Source organism: Desulfobacula sp. (assembly GCF_030145145.1).
GTDB lineage: Bacteria > Desulfobacterota > Desulfobacteria > Desulfobacterales > Desulfobacteraceae > Desulfobacula.
Window position 1 is genome coordinate 1 of record NZ_JAQYWD010000053.1, and the last position, 18,749, is coordinate 18,749.

Here is an 18,749-nt window from a genome sequence, read left to right on the forward strand (position 1 = left end):
TCCCGTTTGCTTTTATCGTTTTCTAAGGCGTTGCTTATTAGATTCTTGTGTAAGTGTTGAAATGAAATATAAGAGTCACAGCCGGAAAGTTTGGCAAGTTTTTCATAATCAATGAGGACACATTTACGGCGTGGAGATTGGATTTCATTATATCCACCAGAGTCCCATTCTGACGGATGGGATACTACACCGGCGCGTACCATATTCAGATCAATATATACAAGGCATCTCAATAGATGTTTGCCGGTTTCGATGGCGGTTGCATGATACCGGTCTTCCCAGTATGCTCCTTTTCGTTTTTTTCTTTGATTGTATTCCTGCGCATGACGACCAGCTGTCAGTTGGATAGCTCTTGGGATAGTCATCCTGTTCTTATCATCAACAACCAGCAGGTGGATATGGTTGGATGTGACTGTATAATTTAGAATCGTCAGTCCATATCTTCGTTTTGCTTCGAACAACCATTGAAGCCACCGCTTTCGATCTTTAACGAATTTAAGCAGGAATTCTCGTTTATGGCACCGATGAGTGATATGCCAAATTTGTCCTGGGATATAATGTCTCTTTGCTCTTGCCAAAATTTTGTATGTATTTTTCTATATCTTCGTTTTTGGCCCCGAAAAGTTGGAAATAATCCCAAAATAAGGGACTTTTTAGGGGTTATTTTTATTTATTTCAGTTAGTTAGTGCGGCCCGACCCCATAAACCCAGCCCGACCCCATCGCAGAACCGAGTCAGAGGCGGTAACAGGTATCGCTATAGCCTGATACAGCCCAATCCCGGTGCATCTGCCGGATAAAGGGTGCCGTCTTTCAGGTGAAACAGGCCGGAAAACGGATCATTTAACAGGTCCAGATGGCCATCCAGATCGGCATATTCAATATTGGCGCGGCTTAAGGCAAAATGCAGGCCTGCTGAAATCCCCAGGGCAGACTCATCCATGCAGCCGACCATGACTTCCAGGCCGGCGGCTTTTGCTACGGAATTGATGTGTTGGGACTCAAAGATACCGCCCATTTTCATGATCTTGATATTGATCATGTCGATGCGGTCATTGCTGGCCAGCCTGAATGCATCCTTCAGCGTCTTAATGCTTTCGTCGGCCATGACCGGCACGGATACGGCCTGGGTGACTTGTCCCAGTCTTTCCTCAATTTTCCGGCTGGTGGGCTGTTCAATGATTTCAAGATCAGCTGTTTTTATTTTATCGATGAATGCCACAGACTGTTCAACACTATACCCCTGGTTAGCGTCAAACCTGAGAGAAAAATTCCTGCCAAGGCATTCTCTGAGTTTGAGTACCTTTTCAATATCTTCTTCCAGGTTGAGGCCGCCTTTTAGCTTGAGAATGGTGAACCCGTTTTTAAGATGTCTTTTTGCCTGTTCAAGGGTTTCCGCCAATGGGATGATACCGATGGTAATGCTGGTGGCAATTTCATGCCGGAACCCGCCCAGCAATTGATACAGCGGAATATCGGCCTTTCGGGCCATGATATCGTACAGGGCCATGTCCACCATGGCCCTTGCAGAAGAGGCCTGGGCAAGCGGCTGTTTTAAATCATGGGTGATCCTGGCGATCCCAAAGGGAGTCTGGCCCTTGAGCATATCCCTTATAACGGTTTCAATGGAAGTGATAACGTCTTCCGGGGTCTCGCCCGTGACCGTAAGATCCGGGGCTGCACAGCCCCATCCGGTAATGCCCTTGTCTGTTATCAGTTTCAGGATGATGTTGGTGGTGTGGCTCACGGTCTCGTAGGCAATGGTGTAGGGAACCGCCAGGGGCATGTCCAGCCTGAAATAGTCTATTTCGCTGATTTTCATATTAGTATCTGTTCTGGTAGAGTTTATCTGACGGTGTATTTTTTATGGTTTCCACAAATTCCGTCATATTGCGGATCATGATCTCCCACATTTTTTTACCTTTTTCAGCTGTTCCCAGGGTGGCATTTCCCATGACACCTGATTTTGACAATCGTTTGGTGTGAACATACCAGCTGACACCCCGGTCCGAGGTAAAATCCAGGTATTCGTTATCCAGATCCAGGGTATGGTCCTCGGCCTTTTCCATGTCCACAAGTTCGGGCCGGACGGCAAGGGCTGTGCTGGTTTCTATTTCACCGGCATGGATATCGTTGCTGGTGGCGGTCAGCTTGTAAATATCCACATCACTGGTTTCACCGGTTTCCACACAGACAAATATCTTAGCGTCCCGGTTGATCATCTGGGCTGCATAATTCAAGGTCGGGGCATTGTCGCCGTGGCCGTTGAGGATGACAAGTTTCCTGATGCCGTTATGGGCAAGGCTCATGCCGATGTCATAAACAACGGCGGAAAGGGAATGGTTCGTCAGGCAGATGGTTCCCTTAAAATCACTGTGATGGTAGGACACGCCATAGGGAATCGGCGGCAGGACAAAGGGTTTGGGATCTTTGCAGGCGTTTGCCACTTCTTTGGCCATATACACGGCATCAAAATAATCCAGGTCAAGGGGAAGATGGGGGCCGTGCTGTTCAATGGCACCGCAGGGCAGAATAGCTGTATCCATTATTTTCAGCCGCTCTGCTATTTCAGGCCATTTTAAGGTTTCCCACATATAATCAGGTGTGACAGGTTTCTGTTTCATTATTCATCCATTTTATAAGGAACTGCGTTTAAAAATGCATCATCCAATTGAATTTCTTTCCATTGGTGATCGGTTCTTAAGACGGCGCCGTCTGAATATTCATACAGAATGTCAAACAGGGGTTTGCGGATATACAGGGGCATATCGGCAAGATTGCTTCTTTCTTTGTCAAGCCGAAGCTTGGTAATTTCGGCATGTTCTTTTGCCAGGCGTTTTGTGTGGTCGTTTTGCCGGATCAATTTTTTTGACACCAGAAGGTGATATAAATGGGAGACGTCACTTCCGATCTGTTTTACCGACTGCCGTTCCAGGGCAGCAAGCCCTTCGGCTATCTGGGGCCCGGTATACCCGCAACGCTCGGGATTTTCATCCAGCGCCCGCAGCATGCCGATGATCCTGCGGCATTTCTCACATTTTCCACAGGGAATCATCCGTTCCCCCGCCTTATGGGCCGCGTGGCAGGACACCTGATGCTGCTGGAGTTTAGGATACCGCCTGCTCAGTATCTTCATGATGAGCAGCTCAGACAGACTCCTTAAAATCGAAAACTGGTTAATCTGCCAACCCTTGGCCCTGTAATACCGTGTCATGGCCATGTCAAAATACTTGCTCTGATCATAAAGGCCTGAGTAATGCAGGATGCCTGAGATACTGCCTTTAAGCGTGGTGTCGTATTCATTGCCGATCAATACATTGCCGATTCCCTTTTTCCGGGCAATGGGCAGGACCCCGAACAGGAATACCGCCACGGTCCAGAGACGGATGGGATAAATATCCGACCGGATTCCCGCATAATTTTTCCTGATAAAAGGCAATTGCCTGAGCATCCAGTTAAACACCCGGTCGCTGTTACACCAGGGTTTATGGGTATTGGGTTCGATTTCCTTAAAATATTTATAGGTATTCACTGCTGTAAACCAGTGCCGGCCGGATTCATTGATAAACACGGGAAAAGCCTCACCAATTTCATTGATGATCCCATAGCTTAAAAGGCTGTCCTTTCCCCCGCTGCTGAGGATAGCATACTTGTCCGGATCGGTTTTCTCATAAGGCCTTTCCAGGGTCAAGCCACTGAACCGGGTATTAGAAAAAATTAGGTCTGACCGGGTATATTTAGAACGCTTTTCCGGTTTTAGGGTGTTATAGGGCGGTTGGAGAAACTCATTTTTAATCAACAGTTTGTTGGTTACGATCTCCCGGGACGTATTTTCCAGCATGTTGGCAAGAAATTTTTTATCCGCCTTGTCATACAACCCGTCCAGTTCAATGGTTTCAAAAAATAGGCCATAATTTAAGGCCACCTGGGCCAGCATCATGGACGCCAGGTTCACATCTTCCGCATTTTTTCCGTTGAAATAAGCGGTTTCATAGGAATACATCAATTCATAGGATGACATCTCACCGGAAAACGTTTCAACACAATATTCAGCCTTAACCCTTTTAGGGTCTACCTGAATATGTTTTACACTCAGTTTCCTTAATACAACAAAATCATCAAGGCTTATCATTTTATTCGCAATTCCAGAAGCCTGATTAGTTCGTCGGCACCCGACTCAAGCACGTCAAAGGCCGGCAACCCGGTTTCTTTTGTGATTTTCTCACAGGCCGGCACGATACCGTCCTTTTCCATACGTTCGTGGTTGAGGGTTACGGCAATTACTTTTTTCCCGGATATGGTTTGAATGGCATTGATCTGTTCCGGCAGCGAATGCAGTTTATACCCGGGGAAGCCATCATATTCCTCCCGCATGGGGGCATGCTGGAGGATGACAAAATCAGGCCGTCCGGCCGCAAGGATCTCAAACCCTCCCGGGTAGGCCGGGTTCATGAGGCTGCCCTGTCCTTCAATGAGGATGAGATCCGGGGATTCGTTTTTCCATGCCTCATGAACCGCATGTTCAATTTCCCCGGATACATAATCATTAATGCAGGAATCCATGATCATGGAATATTTAGCCCCTTGCATCCAGGCGGTCTGCCCTGTCCCCACCATTTCGGCCTTAAGCCCGGCCCTGATTGCCCCATGGACAATAATCCATGCAGTGGTTCGTTTGCCAATGGCAGAATCGGTTCCGAGAACGGCAATTTTAAGGCAATCAACTTCTTCAATTTTTCCGGTAAAAAAGTGCAGGTCATCCCGGTCTGGCGTTCTTCTAATATCGCGCACCCGGCAATTATGTTTTTGGGCCATGGCCATGAGGCCTTTGTCTTTATATAAAAAATCATGCAGACCGCTGTCCACATTCAATCCCATTTCCAGGGCCTTCTGAATGGTTTGTCTTGCCTCGGGCGGCAGACGTCCACCATCCGGGGCCAGTCCGATAATAAGGGTCCTGGGCGTTTTTTCGGGCCCAAGCTCTGCCATGGCTGTTTTTAAATCCTCAAAGATGGGGATGTGGTTGGCCCTGCCGTCCAGCACCTGCCCGGCATCTTTGCCGACATAAACAGGATCGATTACGCCCATCACGTCATATCTCTGGGTAAATCTGACCAAGCCGTGGGCGGTTTTGCCCTCCGGCGTGTTGAACATACCACCGGCATATACAATAGCTTTCCCGTCGATTGTCTGTTTCATGGGTTAATACCTTCCTGTCAATATGGCGACATACCTGTCGTTTATGAATTCATTTTTTTCATGCTTTTCCAGCATGGCAATGAGGCCGGCCGTGGAAGCTGGCAGTATCCTGTACCCTTCTTTTTTGTGAAGAAAAATGCTCATATCCCGCATTTTTTTATCACTGATATGTCTTGCCTCCCCCTGTGTCTGGTGAAGGGCTGTCAGGGCCTCATTTCCGTCAAAACTGTGCCAGTTGATCAGGGGTTCATTGATGGACGTCTCTTTTACCCGTTTGGGATCAATATCCCGGCATCGGTAAAGTCCGGCTTTAAAAGAAGCGATAATCGGATTTTTATTGGCTGCTGAGCCGGCAATGAACATGGGAATCCTTGAGGTTTTCCCCCGTTTGTAAAGGCTGACAAACCCACGGAAAATACCGGCCAGAAGGGTTCCGTTAGACACCGGGCACGCAACGCATTTGGGGGCATCATGCAATTGATCATAAATTTCATGGGCGATTTCGGCATAGGCGGAAATCTGCAGGGAGGTATTGGCGCCACCCGGATTTGCATCATACCATTCATTTTCATGGGCAAGCCTGCTGGATTCGGTTACCGTATCCTCATAAGAGCCTGGCAGACGAATGATCTGAGCATTAAAGGCTTCCATCTCCCTGATCCGGCCGGTGTGATAGGTTTCCGGTATAAAGATCCTGCAGTCCATTCCTGCCAGGAATGCGGCAAACGCCACGGCCACGCCGTAATTTCCACAGGTTGCCAGCGAGATAACCGTATAATTTCGCCGGAACGCATCGTGGACCTGGGCAAAGGCTATCCTGTCCTTCTGGGTTCCGGAAGGATTTTCCCCCTCATATTTTATGTACATCTGGCGGATGTCCAGCTCCCTTTCAAGGTTGCGGGCCCGGTTTAAAGAGGTATCGCCTATTTCCATGCTGATAATGTCCTCAAACGATTCAATTCTGTCTACTATTGAAAGGCTTTCATCTTTAACAAATTCGCTGAGGTTCTTAACTTCTTTGGTAATTTTAATATCCGCTGATTTAACGCCGTCAAGCAGGTTCATTATCATAGTAATTACACCTTATTCCCTTTTGTGAGAATACAATTGTATCAACCGGATCTTTTTTTATTCGCTCCTGAAAATAAAATGTCATGATCGATAATACCATGGTCAAGATACAGGTAAATTATATAAAATAAGGTAAAGATAATTTCAAAGTATAAAATTTGATCAAAATATGCAACCGTTTTTCCTTCCCATTTACACTGGGTTTATATCTCAAATCTTTAACAATTTTAAATATTTTTTAATAAAAAGCATCTTTTTGTCTGTTAACAAATTGATACTCACTGGCAGGTAACCATATGTTGCACTATCAGCTGACGGGGCAGGGCCTTGACATATTTAAGAGAACCTTTGTCAACAGTGGGCTTGACCCTGTCATACGGATCGCATATAATTGAAGATCACACTTGGACCGAGCTATCATCACAATTCCCAAAACAAAAGGAGGAAAAATGAATCAAGACATTATTCGTTTGCATGACCTTTACATTGAGGAAGGGTTGGGTCGTCGGCAGTTTTTAAAAAAATTAGCGCTCCTGGCCGGGGGGGCTGCTTCTGGCATGGCGCTCTTGCCCATGCTCGATTATAATCTTGCTCTGGCGGAAACCATATCCCGGGATGATCCGCGATTAGATGCAGATTACCTGAGTTATCCCGGGAAAAGCGGAAACATCAGGGCATATCTTGCCAGAAAAAAAACCGCTGGCAGACAACCCGGAGTAATCGTTATACATGAGAACAGGGGATTAAATTCCCACATTGAAGATGTCACTCGGAGAATGGCGCTTGAGGGATTTACCGCATTAGCACCGGATGCCTTATCTCCCTTGGGGGGCACACCGGCTGACCCGGATAAAGCCCGTGATCTTATCCGAACACTGGATAAGGGGCAGACAGAACAAAATTTTATCGCAGCAGCCCAGTATTTAAAAACCCACCCAAAGACAACAGGCAGAGTAGGGGTTATCGGGTTTTGCTGGGGAGGCGGCATGGCCAACCAATTGGCAGTACAGACACCGGATATCCAGGCATCGGTCCCCTTTTACGGAAAACAGCCTGCTGCAGTGGCGGTGCCGAAAATAAAAGCTGCCCTCCTTCTCCATTATGCGGGTCTTGATGAACGTATCAACAAAGGGATTCCTGACTATGAAGCCGCGCTGAAATCAGCCGGTATCGATTATAAGCTCTACATGTACGAAGGTGCAAATCATGCCTTTAACAATGATACAAACGCATCCCGCTATGACCCTGAGGCTGCAGCGCTTGCCTGGAAAAGAACCATTGAATTTCTTTCTGAAAAATTAATAGAGTAAATAGTGCCTGAACGAAAACCCGTGTTTGGACGAAAAGTTGCCCATATGCAAGGCGCAAGAAACTCTGAAACCGGAGTGTACTAGTGTACATGAGGATTTCAGAGTTTTGCAGCAACGCAGCAGATGGGTGAGTTTTCGTTCAAACACTAAATACGGAGATAACCTGATTTATTGTGTAAGGCAACACTGTTTGTATTTTTTCCCGCTTCCGCAGGGACAGGGAGAATTACGGCCGGTTGCTGTTGGTTTTTGGACAAGCATTTGAAGCTGCTCAACAAAAGGAAGACAATGATTAAAAAATTGTTTGTATCCAGAACACAGGTGATTGAGTTTTATTGTTGATCCGGGTATCTCCTGAATTCTGTCCTTGGGGCATCCGCCATTGCAAAAGGTGAGAACGTCGCAGGATTTACACGTGGATGGAAGATGGATTTTTTTATTCTTACCGAACGCTTTCATGGGGGTAAGGTTCATTAATTTCCCAATGGGCAGTGTGTTCAGGTTCCCCAATTTATACGTTGGCCTTACAAAATGATCGCAGGGATAAACATCTCCGTTCTTTTCAACCACGGGGATTTCCCCACAGGTTCTGCGGAAAATACAAAGCGAATGATCCTGGCCCATCGCGGCTGCAGACACCTCTTCAAATATCTGGACGTTGACAGTACCGATATCATGGGCTTTCCATTCATCAAATATGCTGCAGAGAAATGCGCCATATTTTTCAGGATCAACACTGCCTGCTGGCGAATTAACCACGGGAAGAAAACCGATATAGGTTGCACCGATTTTTTTAAAGAATTGATACACCTCAATCGGATGGTCCACATTATGATGGTGTACCACACACAGGATATCATGGGGGATATGGTTTTTCTGCAAAAGCCTTTGTCCGTTCATTACCCGTGAATGGGTTCCCTTTCCTGATTTTGAAACCCGGTATGTGTCATGGAGGCGTTCCGGACCATCTATACTCAATCCAACGGTAAATCCCTCTTTTTTAAAAAATCGACACCATGTTTCATCCAGTAAAATGCCATTGGTCTGTATACCGTTCTGAATCAAAATCCCTGCCGGCTGATACTTTTGTTGAAAACCAACCACGCTTTTAAAAAAATCGATGCCCAGAAGTGTTGGTTCCCCGCCATGCCATGAAAAACGGACAACCGGTCCGGGATGTGCTTGAATATGCTGGGAAATATATGTTTCGAGAATCTCATCGGACATTCTCTGGAAAGCATCTGATATGGAGCCTTTGGATGAATAATAGCAATACTCACAGGCCATATTACAGGCATCTCCAATGGGTTTAGCAAATACCTGGAAATCTGTTTTTATTTTTTGTTTTATAGGAGATTTCATTTTTCACTGTGCGATGTGGTGCACTATCCTTAATGGGTTGAGTGTTAATTCTAAACTATCAAGTTCAATTATGAACCACCAACCATCTCATCGATAATCTGCTTTGCTGAATCAATATCAGAAATTAAACCGGACACTTCCCCGGCCGGCAGGATTCCAGAGTCAATATCTCCTCTAATCCACGATTTTTCTACTGCCTGAATAGTAAAATATGCATCAGTGTCCATCGGGCCGGTAATTATTTTTTCAACCAATGGTGTGTGCAATGCCCTTATCCTGAATCTACCCGTATCCACAAGCCTTGTTCCAGTGTCTCTTAATTCGGTTATGATTTTCTTGTAATTGATATGGGCGCTACACTCTGCTGCTGTAATAAACCGGGTACCGATTTGTACGCCCTGTGCCCCTAAAGCCATGGCGGCTCTGTAACCCCGGGAATCTCCAATACCACCTGCAGCAATAACGGGAATGGTTACAGCATCGCTTACTGCGGGAACCAGAACCATGGTTGAGGCACCATTATATCCCTGCATGCCGCCGGATTCAGATCCTTCTGCGATGACAGCATCAGCCCCGGATGATTCTGCTTTACACGCAAGATCCACAGTCGGCACCACCACGATCGCTTTGATTCCCCGGTCGTGAACATATGGAATTATTTTTTTCGGAGAACCGCCTGAAATGGTAACAACGCATATCCCTTCTTCTGCTAAAATATCCACAAATTCTTGAACCAGAGGATTCATCGTAAACAAGTTTAAGCCAAATGGTTTGTTTGTGAGTTTCCTTGTTTCACGAATCTGGTTCCGTATTATTTCACTATCCTGGGAAAAAGCAGTTGCCAGCAATCCAAATCCTCCGGCTTCGGAGACAGCGGCCACCAGCTCCGGATTACATATCACACCCATGGCACCCTGAATGATTGGGTATTTACACTTTAGCATTTCACTAATTTTATTCATCTCACTTTAAACTCCCTGCTTAAATTAGGTTAACCAATGGCAGGATTTATTTGACCACCTGTGCCACATAAACAGCCCCTTCGGAAGTTCCCCCTGTCAGCGGATTTTTAAATTCGATCGTGTGGGACGTTGCTTGACCAAAAACTTTTTCCAGACGCGATGTGATTTCATCTTCAGGAAACCCATCCGCCCAAAGGGCAAATACACCGCCGGGCTTTAAATGCCCGGTCAGTTCTGTAAGGCCAGTTTCAGTGTAAAATCGGGTATTGGTCTGGTAAAGAACATTGGTTGGGGTATGGTCAATATCCAATAAAACAGCATCATATTTTTTCCCTGGAATCATTGGATCAAACCCCCGGGCCAAATCACGGGCCAGGGCGAAGAAATCCCCCTGCACCAACTGACATCGCGGATCATTCATCAATTCAGGACCCAGGGGAACCATAGACTTTTCATGCCAATCAATCACCGCCTGCAGGTATTCAATAACAGTGAGCGAGGCAATCCGTGGATCTTCCAGTGCAGAAACAGCCGTATACCCCAATCCCAGACCGCCTATAACAATTTCAAGATTTTCTTTCTCCAATTTAGCAAGTCCAAGTTTTGAAAGCATATGTTCTGCTTCATGAAACAGGCTGGTCATTAAAAAGGCTTCGCCAAGTTTTATTTCATAGATTTCCAATCCTTTGAGTTGGATCAATCGGCGGCGACGCAGCATTAGATCACCAATGGGGGTTTTCTGAAAATCCAGTTCTTCATAATTCATATCAGATACTGCCTTAAGGCTTTTCGAGAGGCCTTATCCACTAAGGAAAAATATTGATCAATTTCATTTTTTTGATGAGATCGCTTATGACCCTTCACCTTTATGAAATTGCACTCCAGTTGATCAATCAAATCAAAAAAAGACTGGTAAAGCAAATAATATTTGATGTGTCGATTTTTTCTTGAGCGATAGTCATTTTGCTCAAATCGGTTTCGTCTGGCTGGTAATCCCACAATATTTTGTGAATCTGTAAACACAGTTATCCGCTCTCCAGAGGGTTGAATCGTGTTTAATGCCCAGAGCAAGGTTTGTATCTCAAGTTTTGTGGCGCTTGTATTGTTAAATTTTCTGACCACTACCCGGCCTTTTAAGGTTTCAAGGCACGGTTTTTTTTCGTTGATCACAAGAAAAGCCCCATACCCCACCTTTATCTGAGGATTAACGCTGCCGTCTATAAATAAGTTTATCCGTGTCATTTGGTTCAGGAACCGATTGTTTTCCGCAATAGTTTGTCCAGATCAGTGTAATCCATTTCCTGTGGAAAAACAAATCTTAAAAAATGGCAGACGTCCCTTATCTCAGGGTGATGGCCTTTTCCAGACAGATCTCCTGGCAGCAGAAACACCGGATACACAGATCAGCATCTGCCACAGGCACAGCATCCATCATTGAAAGTGCAGATACCGGACAATGGTCAATACAGGCTCCGCAGGCTGTGCACAGCGCAGGATCTGCCTGGGGCCGGATCTGGGACTTGGACGTCATCAATTCCTGAACTGTTGGATTGTCAAAAATGGCCTCTCCCCCCAGGGGCGGCAGCTTGAAATCTTTTAAGATGGTTAGTTGGCCCTCTGTTTGAACCGTTTGAGAATCAAATTCCCCAAGCCCCAGGGCCTTGGCTTTTTGAAGAAAGCGCAGTTGGGCAGGATCAAGCCCCATCATTCTGGCAACTACCCCATCCATGGCCACGCCATTATCCGCCGCCAGGATCAGGCCGATCTCTCTCAGATCAGGGGAGGCCGGACCATTCCCCTCCATTCCCACAACCGCATCCATGATAAACAAATCCGGGACCCGGAGGCGAAACACCTCTACGATGAGTTCATGAAATCGAGCCGGTGTGCCGGCAATCTGGTGCAGCCTTGCTTTTTGCGCGCCGGGCAGGATTCCGTAACTGTTTTTAATGGCCCCGGTCATAATTGTAAGGCCATGGGTTTTAAACTTGGGAAGGCTGATAAGGATATCCGCGTCCAGAATTTCTTTGGACACCCCCACTTCCGGCATAAAATCAGGATGAAAGGCCCTTTTTTGAGACGTGTTGCCCAGATTCCGGTAATAGCCCTTTGCCGCTGTCATCAATCCGGTTTTTTTAAAGCTGTTTTCGTTGTCCCCATAACTGAACAGGCCGGGATTATCACCGACCACAATTTCAGCCGGGGACAAGTGTTCAACTTTTTCAACAACAGCCCTCAATAAAGACGGGTGGGTGACAATATGCTCTTCGGCCGCGGACATCCGGAGGACGTTGGGTTTTATCACCACTTTTTTTCCGGCAATATCCTGGGGGAAAAGTTCAAATGCCTTGTCAACGGATTGTCGGCAGCTATCATAAGATGCGGGGTGTATCATAACACGATGCATATTTTCTCCTTTTGGCCGAATTTGTGTTCTTGCCTAAATACATTTGACTTGTTACCATTGATTGTGAGGTTCCTGGAATTCAAACAAATTTTGCCTTCCACGCTTTCATCTTCTCCGCCGGCCAATCCACACAGAACGCAGGCCGGCTTTTCATGACCATCTGCATGCACGCCCCGCCGCCAACACAATCCGGATCACGTGGTCTTTCTGCAGTGCCGCATCGCCTTATCCGTAACTTCCCTGATGAAATCACTTTTAGCCTGGGTATAGGCAGCACGGTCACCCCGGTGCAGGTCAGAAAGTGTCTTTTTGATACGGGCATATTCTTGAGCAACATTTGGATGATCAATGAGGTAGTCTCTAAATAGCAGCCTGTTCCAGTGCTCGAATTCAGCTTCAACCATGTGGATGTGATGCGTCCTGTACCCATCCGTGTTACGTTTGATAAACCAGGCATAGTAGGGTGGCGTATCATCCCCCCATGACGGTCGCCAAAAATAATCATACCCCTGGGCTTCGAGGATGGGCGCAATTATTTTTTGGGTCTCATCGAGACACTTTACCTCAACCAGAATATCCACAATAGGCTTAGCCGAGAGGCCAGGGACAGCCGTGCTGCCAAAATGCTCGATTCGCTTAACCAGGTCACGGGGCAGGCAAGACAGCAAATGAAGCCGTTCCTGCTCAAACATCTCTGGCCAGCACCGATCGTATGCCACTATAGCCACTTCTTCTTTTAAAACACGGGCAATCTTCTGTTTAAGTGTTTCCATTGGTGCAAGTTATTTTTTCCTCTTAATAAAGCTGTATGTGTGTTTATTATGCTTGCTTAATTTGAACAATCCAATTTCTTCCATAGTTAAAAGAATGTCTTTTTTTTTCATATGATGGTCACTAAAAGACAGAATCCCATTATCTTTTAAAATCCGGTGAATTTCTAATAAAACGCTTATCTTGTCACTAAGCATATGAAAAATATCATAAAGAAAGACGATATCAATTTCTTTGTTTTGCAATCCTGTCTGACAATCTGAACAAATCGTCTCAACGTTTGATAGTCCCATTTTCAATGCGGTATCTTTTACTTTTTTAACGGCAAGGGGATGAATATCCAGAGCAAATATTTTTCCATCTTTGCCAACACGTTTTGAAGTGTCAAATACATAGCTACCTGGGCCACAACCAAAATCGAGGACTTTGAAACCTTGGTGAATATCTAATTCATTTAATACGTCATCCCTTGGTCTAAATATATCTCTTAATTTGAGAATAATGGACATTCCTTTAAACATTAATGCGGGCATTGGTTTTTGCATAGATCACCTCTCAATGTTTATGACAATATAGAAATGTAAAGGATTCGAAAGATTTCTGCAAACAATTTAGAACATTGTCGCTTTAACCGTCGTGATACACCGCTTTGGTGGGGCCGCAACTTTTCTATCTCAATAATTTCAGTCAAGACAGGACAATGGGTTTATTCAACCCCAAGGCTTTTGAGGGTGGTGGTATCGGTTCTTCCGGTTGCGGGAAGTCCTTGATTCTGCTGGTATGTTTTCAGGGCCTGAGCAGAATCTTTGCCAAAAATACCGTCTGGCTTCAACCGAATGCCCTGGTTTGAAAGGGCTTTTTGAAGTTTTCTAACATCTTCTCCCCGCTGATAAGGATATTTGAGCATAAGGGTCCTGGGAGGTGCGATTTTCAGTGTAAGGGGCTCAATGCCCGGCAACTGCCTGACCAGATTGTCATACCGGGTTTTAAGATTTTTTTGAACGCCGACGGGTGCCTGATATGTTTCCAGATACTCGAGGGTTTCCTTTGCTTTATCCGGACGGCCGTCTTTCAGAAAGGTTTCGGCATATTTTACAGCCGTGTTGACTCCTTTTTCAAAATGACCCGTTTCAAAATAGGCTTTGGACAGCAGTGCCGGAATTTGGGCGGGAATGTTGATTGTTGTTTTTGTTCCGACAGAAGCTGCTTCATAGTTGTGATTTTGGGCCGCAGTAAGGGCATGCTTTAATTGAAAGACAGCCGATGCATAATAGGGGTCCGTATTTTCCCATTGCCCGAGATGGGCATACACAAACCCCAGGGCACTGTGGAATTTGTAAATATTGGCCCAGTTTTTCTCTTGATATCCGTCGGCTTTTCCTCGATACAGGCTTGTTTCATACCGGTGGCTGAGTTCTGCCAGTTTTTCGACCCGTCCGGTGTTGACGTAAAGGTCGGCCAGTTCGAGAAAAGATTCGGGATCCGCATCATGGCTGCCGAAACCGATGGCGATATTATAATAACGTTCCGCCGCTTTTATTGCCTGTTGTCCTGGGGCGACCCGCCAGCGTTTGGCAAGTGAGTGGGCCAGCCTGCGAAAAGCTTCCCTGCCGGAAACCGGGGACGGCAAAACAGGACGTCGTCGGTTCCACCACCAACTGTCGAATTTGCCTGGTGCCGTTTCCTCATGCAGGGCAAACAGTTCATTGATAGGACGCTGTAAATCGGAGGACTCTCTCAGGGCGAACAGGCGGCTGCCGGTTTCCGAACCGATGAACCCGGCCGGATGATAGTATTGCCGGGCAAGTGCTGCAGTGACGACCACAAGGAATTCCTTACGGTTATCGGTGAAAACATCCTTTGACGACAGGGCATTCAGGGCGGTTTCCTCCGCTCGGTTGACAGCCCCATGCTTCATCAGACGCCATAAGTATTGCAAACATGTTTGACTGTCTTTGAGTTGCCAAACCCGTTTAACAACGGCCTTGTGAGCATTGAGATCCGAGGGTTGTTCCTCTGCGGCTTTAAGGGTGTAAAACAATGCAGCTGACGTTTCGCCCCGCGCCTGCAGTTGCTCAGCATAATTAAGGGCATAAAACCCTTTCCGGGTGCCCCCCGTGCGGATTCCCTGCTGGAAAAAATGATCGGACTTGTCGTATTCTCCCATTCCCGCATAGATCTGTGCCAGGTTGTTCAAAGCCGCACCGGATTCAGGTTTGATTTGAAGCATACGATTATAATACCCCGCAGCTTTAAGGAGCAGGTCCTTTTTTTCCTGATCATTCCCTATATTAAGCGCTTTTTGCTGGAGTGCGAGGCCGGAGTAGAAAAGGAGCCTGGACTCAAGGGTTTTGTCTTGTCCGCCCCGTACCGTCTTCAACCCGGTTAAAAAGTCGGACAACGCCTCATCTGGCCGGTTCTGTTCCAGTTTTGTCACCCCGTTTTCAAGAAGACCCGATACCTGTTCAGGACTTTCAACAGGCTGGGCGAAAAGTCCGTGGACCGCCGTCAACATTATTCCGATAACCAGGAAGGGGATCCACCGCAAAAATCGTTTTTTATTCGTCATGTTTTTTATCACGGCATCACTCCGGACGTGTGACCAGGCCGTGCTCCGTATATAAATTCACTTTTTCCACATAAGTTTCCATCAACACGGTTAATCCGATCTCACCGGAAAAAATATGGGGAATTTCTTCATGCCAGTGTCCAAGTCCGACAATCAGGATCGGTGGAAAATCCAAATATTGAACAGCGCACTGGACGGTTCCCAGGTTAGGCTCACGACGACGTTTCTGTACCGAACTCAACCGCATGGAACGGCCACCGCCGACAAAATCCACTTTAAGTACTGATCTGTCGTCTGCTTTCAGGGATTCCCATTCTATGGGCACAATGATCCGTTGATCAATTTCATCCACCACCACCCGCCGGGACAGGGGGACTCCCTTGAGCATGAATTTATGAAGGTTGTCTCGAAAGCTTTCATTGATAAACCGTTCCCCCAGTTTTTGCTGAACGGCACGTTCAAGATCCCGGGGGTTGTGGGTCGGCCGGTCCATATCAAAAGGTGAATACACGGGCAATTCGGCAACGGCGGGAAGTTCAATGGGGTTGCCCTCTACCATCCCTCTGAAAATAAGAACCACTTGAGACAGGGGGCTTGCCGGTTTTTCGGTCAGGGTGAGCTGCAGCTGGTGCCCGCTTTCAGGCCTGGATCCCGCTGGACGCCACCTTAAAAAAGGAAAGTGGGCCCGGCATTGCTCTGCGGTAAATTCTGCCAGCCGGTTTTCTGTTGCCTGGAGTTCTGGCAGGTTTTCCTTAAAATCGGACGCATCAATGGAAAAACTGACATCCACCCGGGGCTGAGGTTCACGACCCGTTGAAACAGAAACCGAGATGAAAGTCCAGGCCGACATCAGAAGAATGAGGACCGGTATAAAAGGGGTTTTTTTGTATTTAATCATGCTGCAACTCCAGCCAAATGGTTTGCATTGCGTTATCCTCAATCTCATAGACCGTTTTGAGCAGTTGTTTCCCATTACCCTGTGAATCATCGCCGGATTTTTCACCGACGATAACAATAATTTTGTCCTTATTCTGGAATTCCGTCGACGCCAATCGGGTTGTGTTTTTTAAAAGTTCGGCAACAACGGGTTCTCGGTTCTTATGAGGAAATCCCAGACCAGCCAGGTAATCGTCCAGTTCCCGGCGAAGGAGGGTTGAATTGCCTTTTTCTGACAGTATCGGCAGGTCTCCTTCCGGAGCACCGGTGTAAACAATTTGCCGTCTGAAGTTTTCCAACCGGAACCGGGTCCCTTTGTGTTCAATATCAAGATAATATCGGTTTCCCGCGGGATCTTCCACACGGGGAAGTTTGCTGTATACCGCCGGCGAAGGGACCAGTCTCACCAGGTTCAGTTTTTGAAAATCCCGGGGAACCCTTAGAAAATTTGCCTCCCACGGGGCCAATCGTTTTTGGAGGGATTGGTATCCTTTTGGGTTGACGATGCGGTACTCCAGATCGATACTGCCGAAATTCAGGAAAAAAGGCCGACCCGCTACCCGTTTGACAGATGTTACCGTTATGGGGGGTATATATGGATTTCCCCGGTTCAGCACGGCCACCTCAAATGTACTTTGCCCGCTTTGGGTTTCTTCGTATGACAGATATACGGATGCTGTCGTGGCATAAAGAAAGGCCAAGGGAAAAAGAGCAAGCATAAGGTATTCCGTGGCCCAGGGTTTGCCGATCAACTGCTGCCCCAGGGTTTTCCGATTACCGCCGATGGTCCAGTTTAAAAGTGAGCTGGATATTTTCCACAGGGTCCAGAATGTGATGCTCCCCCCAAGCAGCACGGTCTCCGTCACGTAAAGCCTCAAATGACGGTAAAACCACAGGGTGGCAAAAAAACCGACAACCAGCAACAGGATCAGATTCAGGCGATAACGGATTTTATCAGTGGCCATAACGACACCATTGTTCTTCAGTTTTGATTTTTAATTCAATACGCCGATCTTGTATTCTCAAACCCGGGATGAATGGAAATGAATAGAGGGTCCGGAAGAAAAGGATGGTGCTTAAAAAATATTGAATACAGATCTTTTAATATTTATATATGAGCGAACCGGAAAAATCAATCAATTGCTGAATTGAAATCCCATTCTTCTAGTGCAACCGCCACGGCTTTTTCTGCATGAATGGCTGTTGTGTCGAGAAGCGTTACGCGGGTATCTTCTTGGTTTACCAACAGTCCAATTTCGGTACAGCCGAGGATTACGGCCTCTGCCCCTTGAGTCGCCAACAAATCAATTATGCGCAGATATTCAGTCTTTGAATCAACTTCGAACTTCCCATGACAGAGTTCTTGATATATTATTTTGTGGACGATTTGTCTGGCTTCTTTATTTGGAATCAGGACTTCAACGCCATATTTATCGCTCAATCGGCCTTTATAGAAATCCTGCTCCATTGTGAACGCCGTACCCAGCAAGCCCACTTTTTTAATGCCTTTGTGGACAAGAACTTCTGCCGTTGCGTCAGCAATATGAAGTACGGGAATTTTGATTGCCCTTTCTATTTGTGAAGCAACTTTATGCATGGTATTTGTACAAATAAGCAGAAAGTCAGCACCAGCGGACTGTACGCTTTGAGCAGCCTCTGAAAGTATTCTGGCTGTTCCTTCCCAATCGCCCTTGTGTTGCAGCCGTTCTATGGGTTCAAAATCAACGCTATACAGTGCAATTTTAGCTGAATGTAAACCGCCCAGGTTTTGTTTAACCCCCTCGTTAATTGCACGATAGTAACCCAACGTGCTTTCCCAACTCATTCCACCTAAAAGACCAATTGTTTTCATACTGTCCCCCCTTTTTTTGCGCTATAACGGTCCGAATGAGCTGTGAGCTCAAGCGATGCCTGATCGATTCCGAATGTTTGACATTTTATATGAATGATTCCCTTATCCATATAAATGATGAATAAGGGTTTTTGATATGCATGGTTATGTGCAAAGGATAAAAGAGAATTGCCAGTATAGCTCCAGGTATTACCAACCTGGAGCGGGAAATAATCTTTTGTTTGGTGTGCTCTGATGTCGCATACACCGATGACGATTAAACAAGGGCAAAGTATCAAAATAATGATGGTTTTCCCTTTCATATTGTTCTC

General features: G+C 46.4%; 19 protein-coding genes. 1 reads left to right on the forward strand and 18 read right to left on the reverse strand.

The genetic code is table 11. From position 1 onward, the window contains the following. From Q1Q15_RS22870 to Q1Q15_RS22895, 6 genes are all read right to left on the reverse strand, one after another. Positions 1-578, reverse strand: a 578-nt coding sequence (locus Q1Q15_RS22870) for a transposase (protein WP_300464966.1), incomplete at its 3' end; no start/stop codon positions are given. 178 nt (positions 579-756) lie between these two features. After that, positions 757-1,821 carry a dipeptide epimerase gene (locus tag Q1Q15_RS22875; RefSeq protein ID WP_300464967.1) on the reverse strand — a complete coding sequence of 355 codons (1,065 nt, stop codon included), beginning with the start codon at positions 1,819-1,821 and terminating at the stop codon, positions 757-759. Between the two features lies 1 nt (position 1,822). Further along, positions 1,823-2,623: a creatininase family protein gene (locus tag Q1Q15_RS22880; protein ID WP_300464968.1), complete on the reverse strand. Its 801-nt coding sequence runs from the start codon at positions 2,621-2,623 to the stop codon at positions 1,823-1,825. Further along, entirely contained in the window at positions 2,623-4,131 is a 1,509-nt protein-coding gene (locus tag Q1Q15_RS22885) for a hypothetical protein (RefSeq protein WP_300464969.1), read from the reverse strand. The genes Q1Q15_RS22880 and Q1Q15_RS22885 overlap by 1 nt, the downstream gene beginning before the upstream one ends. Next, complete coding sequence (locus Q1Q15_RS22890; protein WP_300464970.1) at positions 4,128-5,198, reverse strand: DUF1611 domain-containing protein; 1,071 nt, start codon at positions 5,196-5,198, stop codon at positions 4,128-4,130. Before Q1Q15_RS22890 ends, Q1Q15_RS22885 begins: the two co-directional genes overlap by 4 nt. A 3-nt stretch (positions 5,199-5,201) precedes the next feature. Then, positions 5,202-6,269, reverse strand: a complete 1,068-nt coding sequence (locus Q1Q15_RS22895) for a pyridoxal-phosphate dependent enzyme (RefSeq protein ID WP_300464971.1) — start codon at positions 6,267-6,269, stop codon at positions 5,202-5,204. A 449-nt stretch (positions 6,270-6,718) separates the two neighbouring features. Between Q1Q15_RS22895 and Q1Q15_RS22900 the strand changes: the two genes are divergently transcribed. Further along, complete coding sequence (locus Q1Q15_RS22900) at positions 6,719-7,579, forward strand: dienelactone hydrolase family protein (RefSeq protein WP_300464972.1); 861 nt, start codon at positions 6,719-6,721, stop codon at positions 7,577-7,579. A gap of 168 nt (positions 7,580-7,747) precedes the next feature. Here Q1Q15_RS22900 and Q1Q15_RS22905 read toward each other — a convergent pair whose 3' ends face one another. From Q1Q15_RS22905 to Q1Q15_RS22960, 12 genes are all read right to left on the reverse strand, one after another. After that, complete coding sequence (locus Q1Q15_RS22905) at positions 7,748-8,941, reverse strand: anaerobic sulfatase maturase (RefSeq protein ID WP_300464973.1); 1,194 nt, start codon at positions 8,939-8,941, stop codon at positions 7,748-7,750. A gap of 68 nt (positions 8,942-9,009) precedes the next feature. Next, complete coding sequence (locus Q1Q15_RS22910; RefSeq protein ID WP_300464974.1) at positions 9,010-9,903, reverse strand: DUF561 domain-containing protein; 894 nt, start codon at positions 9,901-9,903, stop codon at positions 9,010-9,012. A gap of 46 nt (positions 9,904-9,949) precedes the next feature. Then, positions 9,950-10,669 (reverse strand): spermidine synthase, encoded by a 720-nt coding sequence (locus Q1Q15_RS22915; RefSeq protein WP_300464975.1) that lies wholly within the window; start codon positions 10,667-10,669, stop codon positions 9,950-9,952. Then, a complete protein-coding gene (locus Q1Q15_RS22920; protein WP_300464976.1) occupies positions 10,666-11,145 on the reverse strand; it encodes an RNase H family protein in 480 nt (159 codons plus the stop codon). Before Q1Q15_RS22920 ends, Q1Q15_RS22915 begins: the two co-directional genes overlap by 4 nt. A 97-nt stretch (positions 11,146-11,242) precedes the next feature. Beyond that, the gene (locus tag Q1Q15_RS22925) at positions 11,243-12,310 is read right to left on the reverse strand and encodes a DUF362 domain-containing protein (protein ID WP_300464977.1); all 1,068 of its coding nucleotides are present in this window, start codon (positions 12,308-12,310) and stop codon (positions 11,243-11,245) included. 194 nt (positions 12,311-12,504) lie between these two features. After that, positions 12,505-13,083 carry a GrpB family protein gene (locus Q1Q15_RS22930; RefSeq protein WP_300464978.1) on the reverse strand — a complete coding sequence of 193 codons (579 nt, stop codon included), beginning with the start codon at positions 13,081-13,083 and terminating at the stop codon, positions 12,505-12,507. A gap of 9 nt (positions 13,084-13,092) precedes the next feature. Continuing rightward, a complete protein-coding gene (locus Q1Q15_RS22935) occupies positions 13,093-13,626 on the reverse strand; it encodes a class I SAM-dependent methyltransferase (protein WP_300464979.1) in 534 nt (177 codons plus the stop codon). Between the two features lie 161 nt (positions 13,627-13,787). Beyond that, entirely contained in the window at positions 13,788-15,662 is a 1,875-nt protein-coding gene (locus Q1Q15_RS22940; RefSeq protein WP_300464980.1) for a peptidoglycan-binding domain-containing protein, read from the reverse strand. 4 nt (positions 15,663-15,666) lie between these two features. Further along, positions 15,667-16,548, reverse strand: coding sequence for a hypothetical protein (locus Q1Q15_RS22945; protein ID WP_300464981.1), 882 nt, complete (start codon positions 16,546-16,548; stop codon positions 15,667-15,669). Next, positions 16,541-17,551, reverse strand: a complete 1,011-nt coding sequence (locus Q1Q15_RS22950) for a hypothetical protein (protein ID WP_300464982.1) — start codon at positions 17,549-17,551, stop codon at positions 16,541-16,543. The genes Q1Q15_RS22945 and Q1Q15_RS22950 overlap by 8 nt, the downstream gene beginning before the upstream one ends. A gap of 167 nt (positions 17,552-17,718) precedes the next feature. After that, positions 17,719-18,438, reverse strand: a complete 720-nt coding sequence (locus Q1Q15_RS22955) for an aspartate/glutamate racemase family protein (RefSeq protein ID WP_300464983.1) — start codon at positions 18,436-18,438, stop codon at positions 17,719-17,721. Continuing rightward, positions 18,435-18,740 (reverse strand): hypothetical protein, encoded by a 306-nt coding sequence (locus Q1Q15_RS22960; RefSeq protein WP_300464984.1) that lies wholly within the window; start codon positions 18,738-18,740, stop codon positions 18,435-18,437. Before Q1Q15_RS22960 ends, Q1Q15_RS22955 begins: the two co-directional genes overlap by 4 nt. Positions 18,741-18,749: the final 9 nt, after the last annotated feature.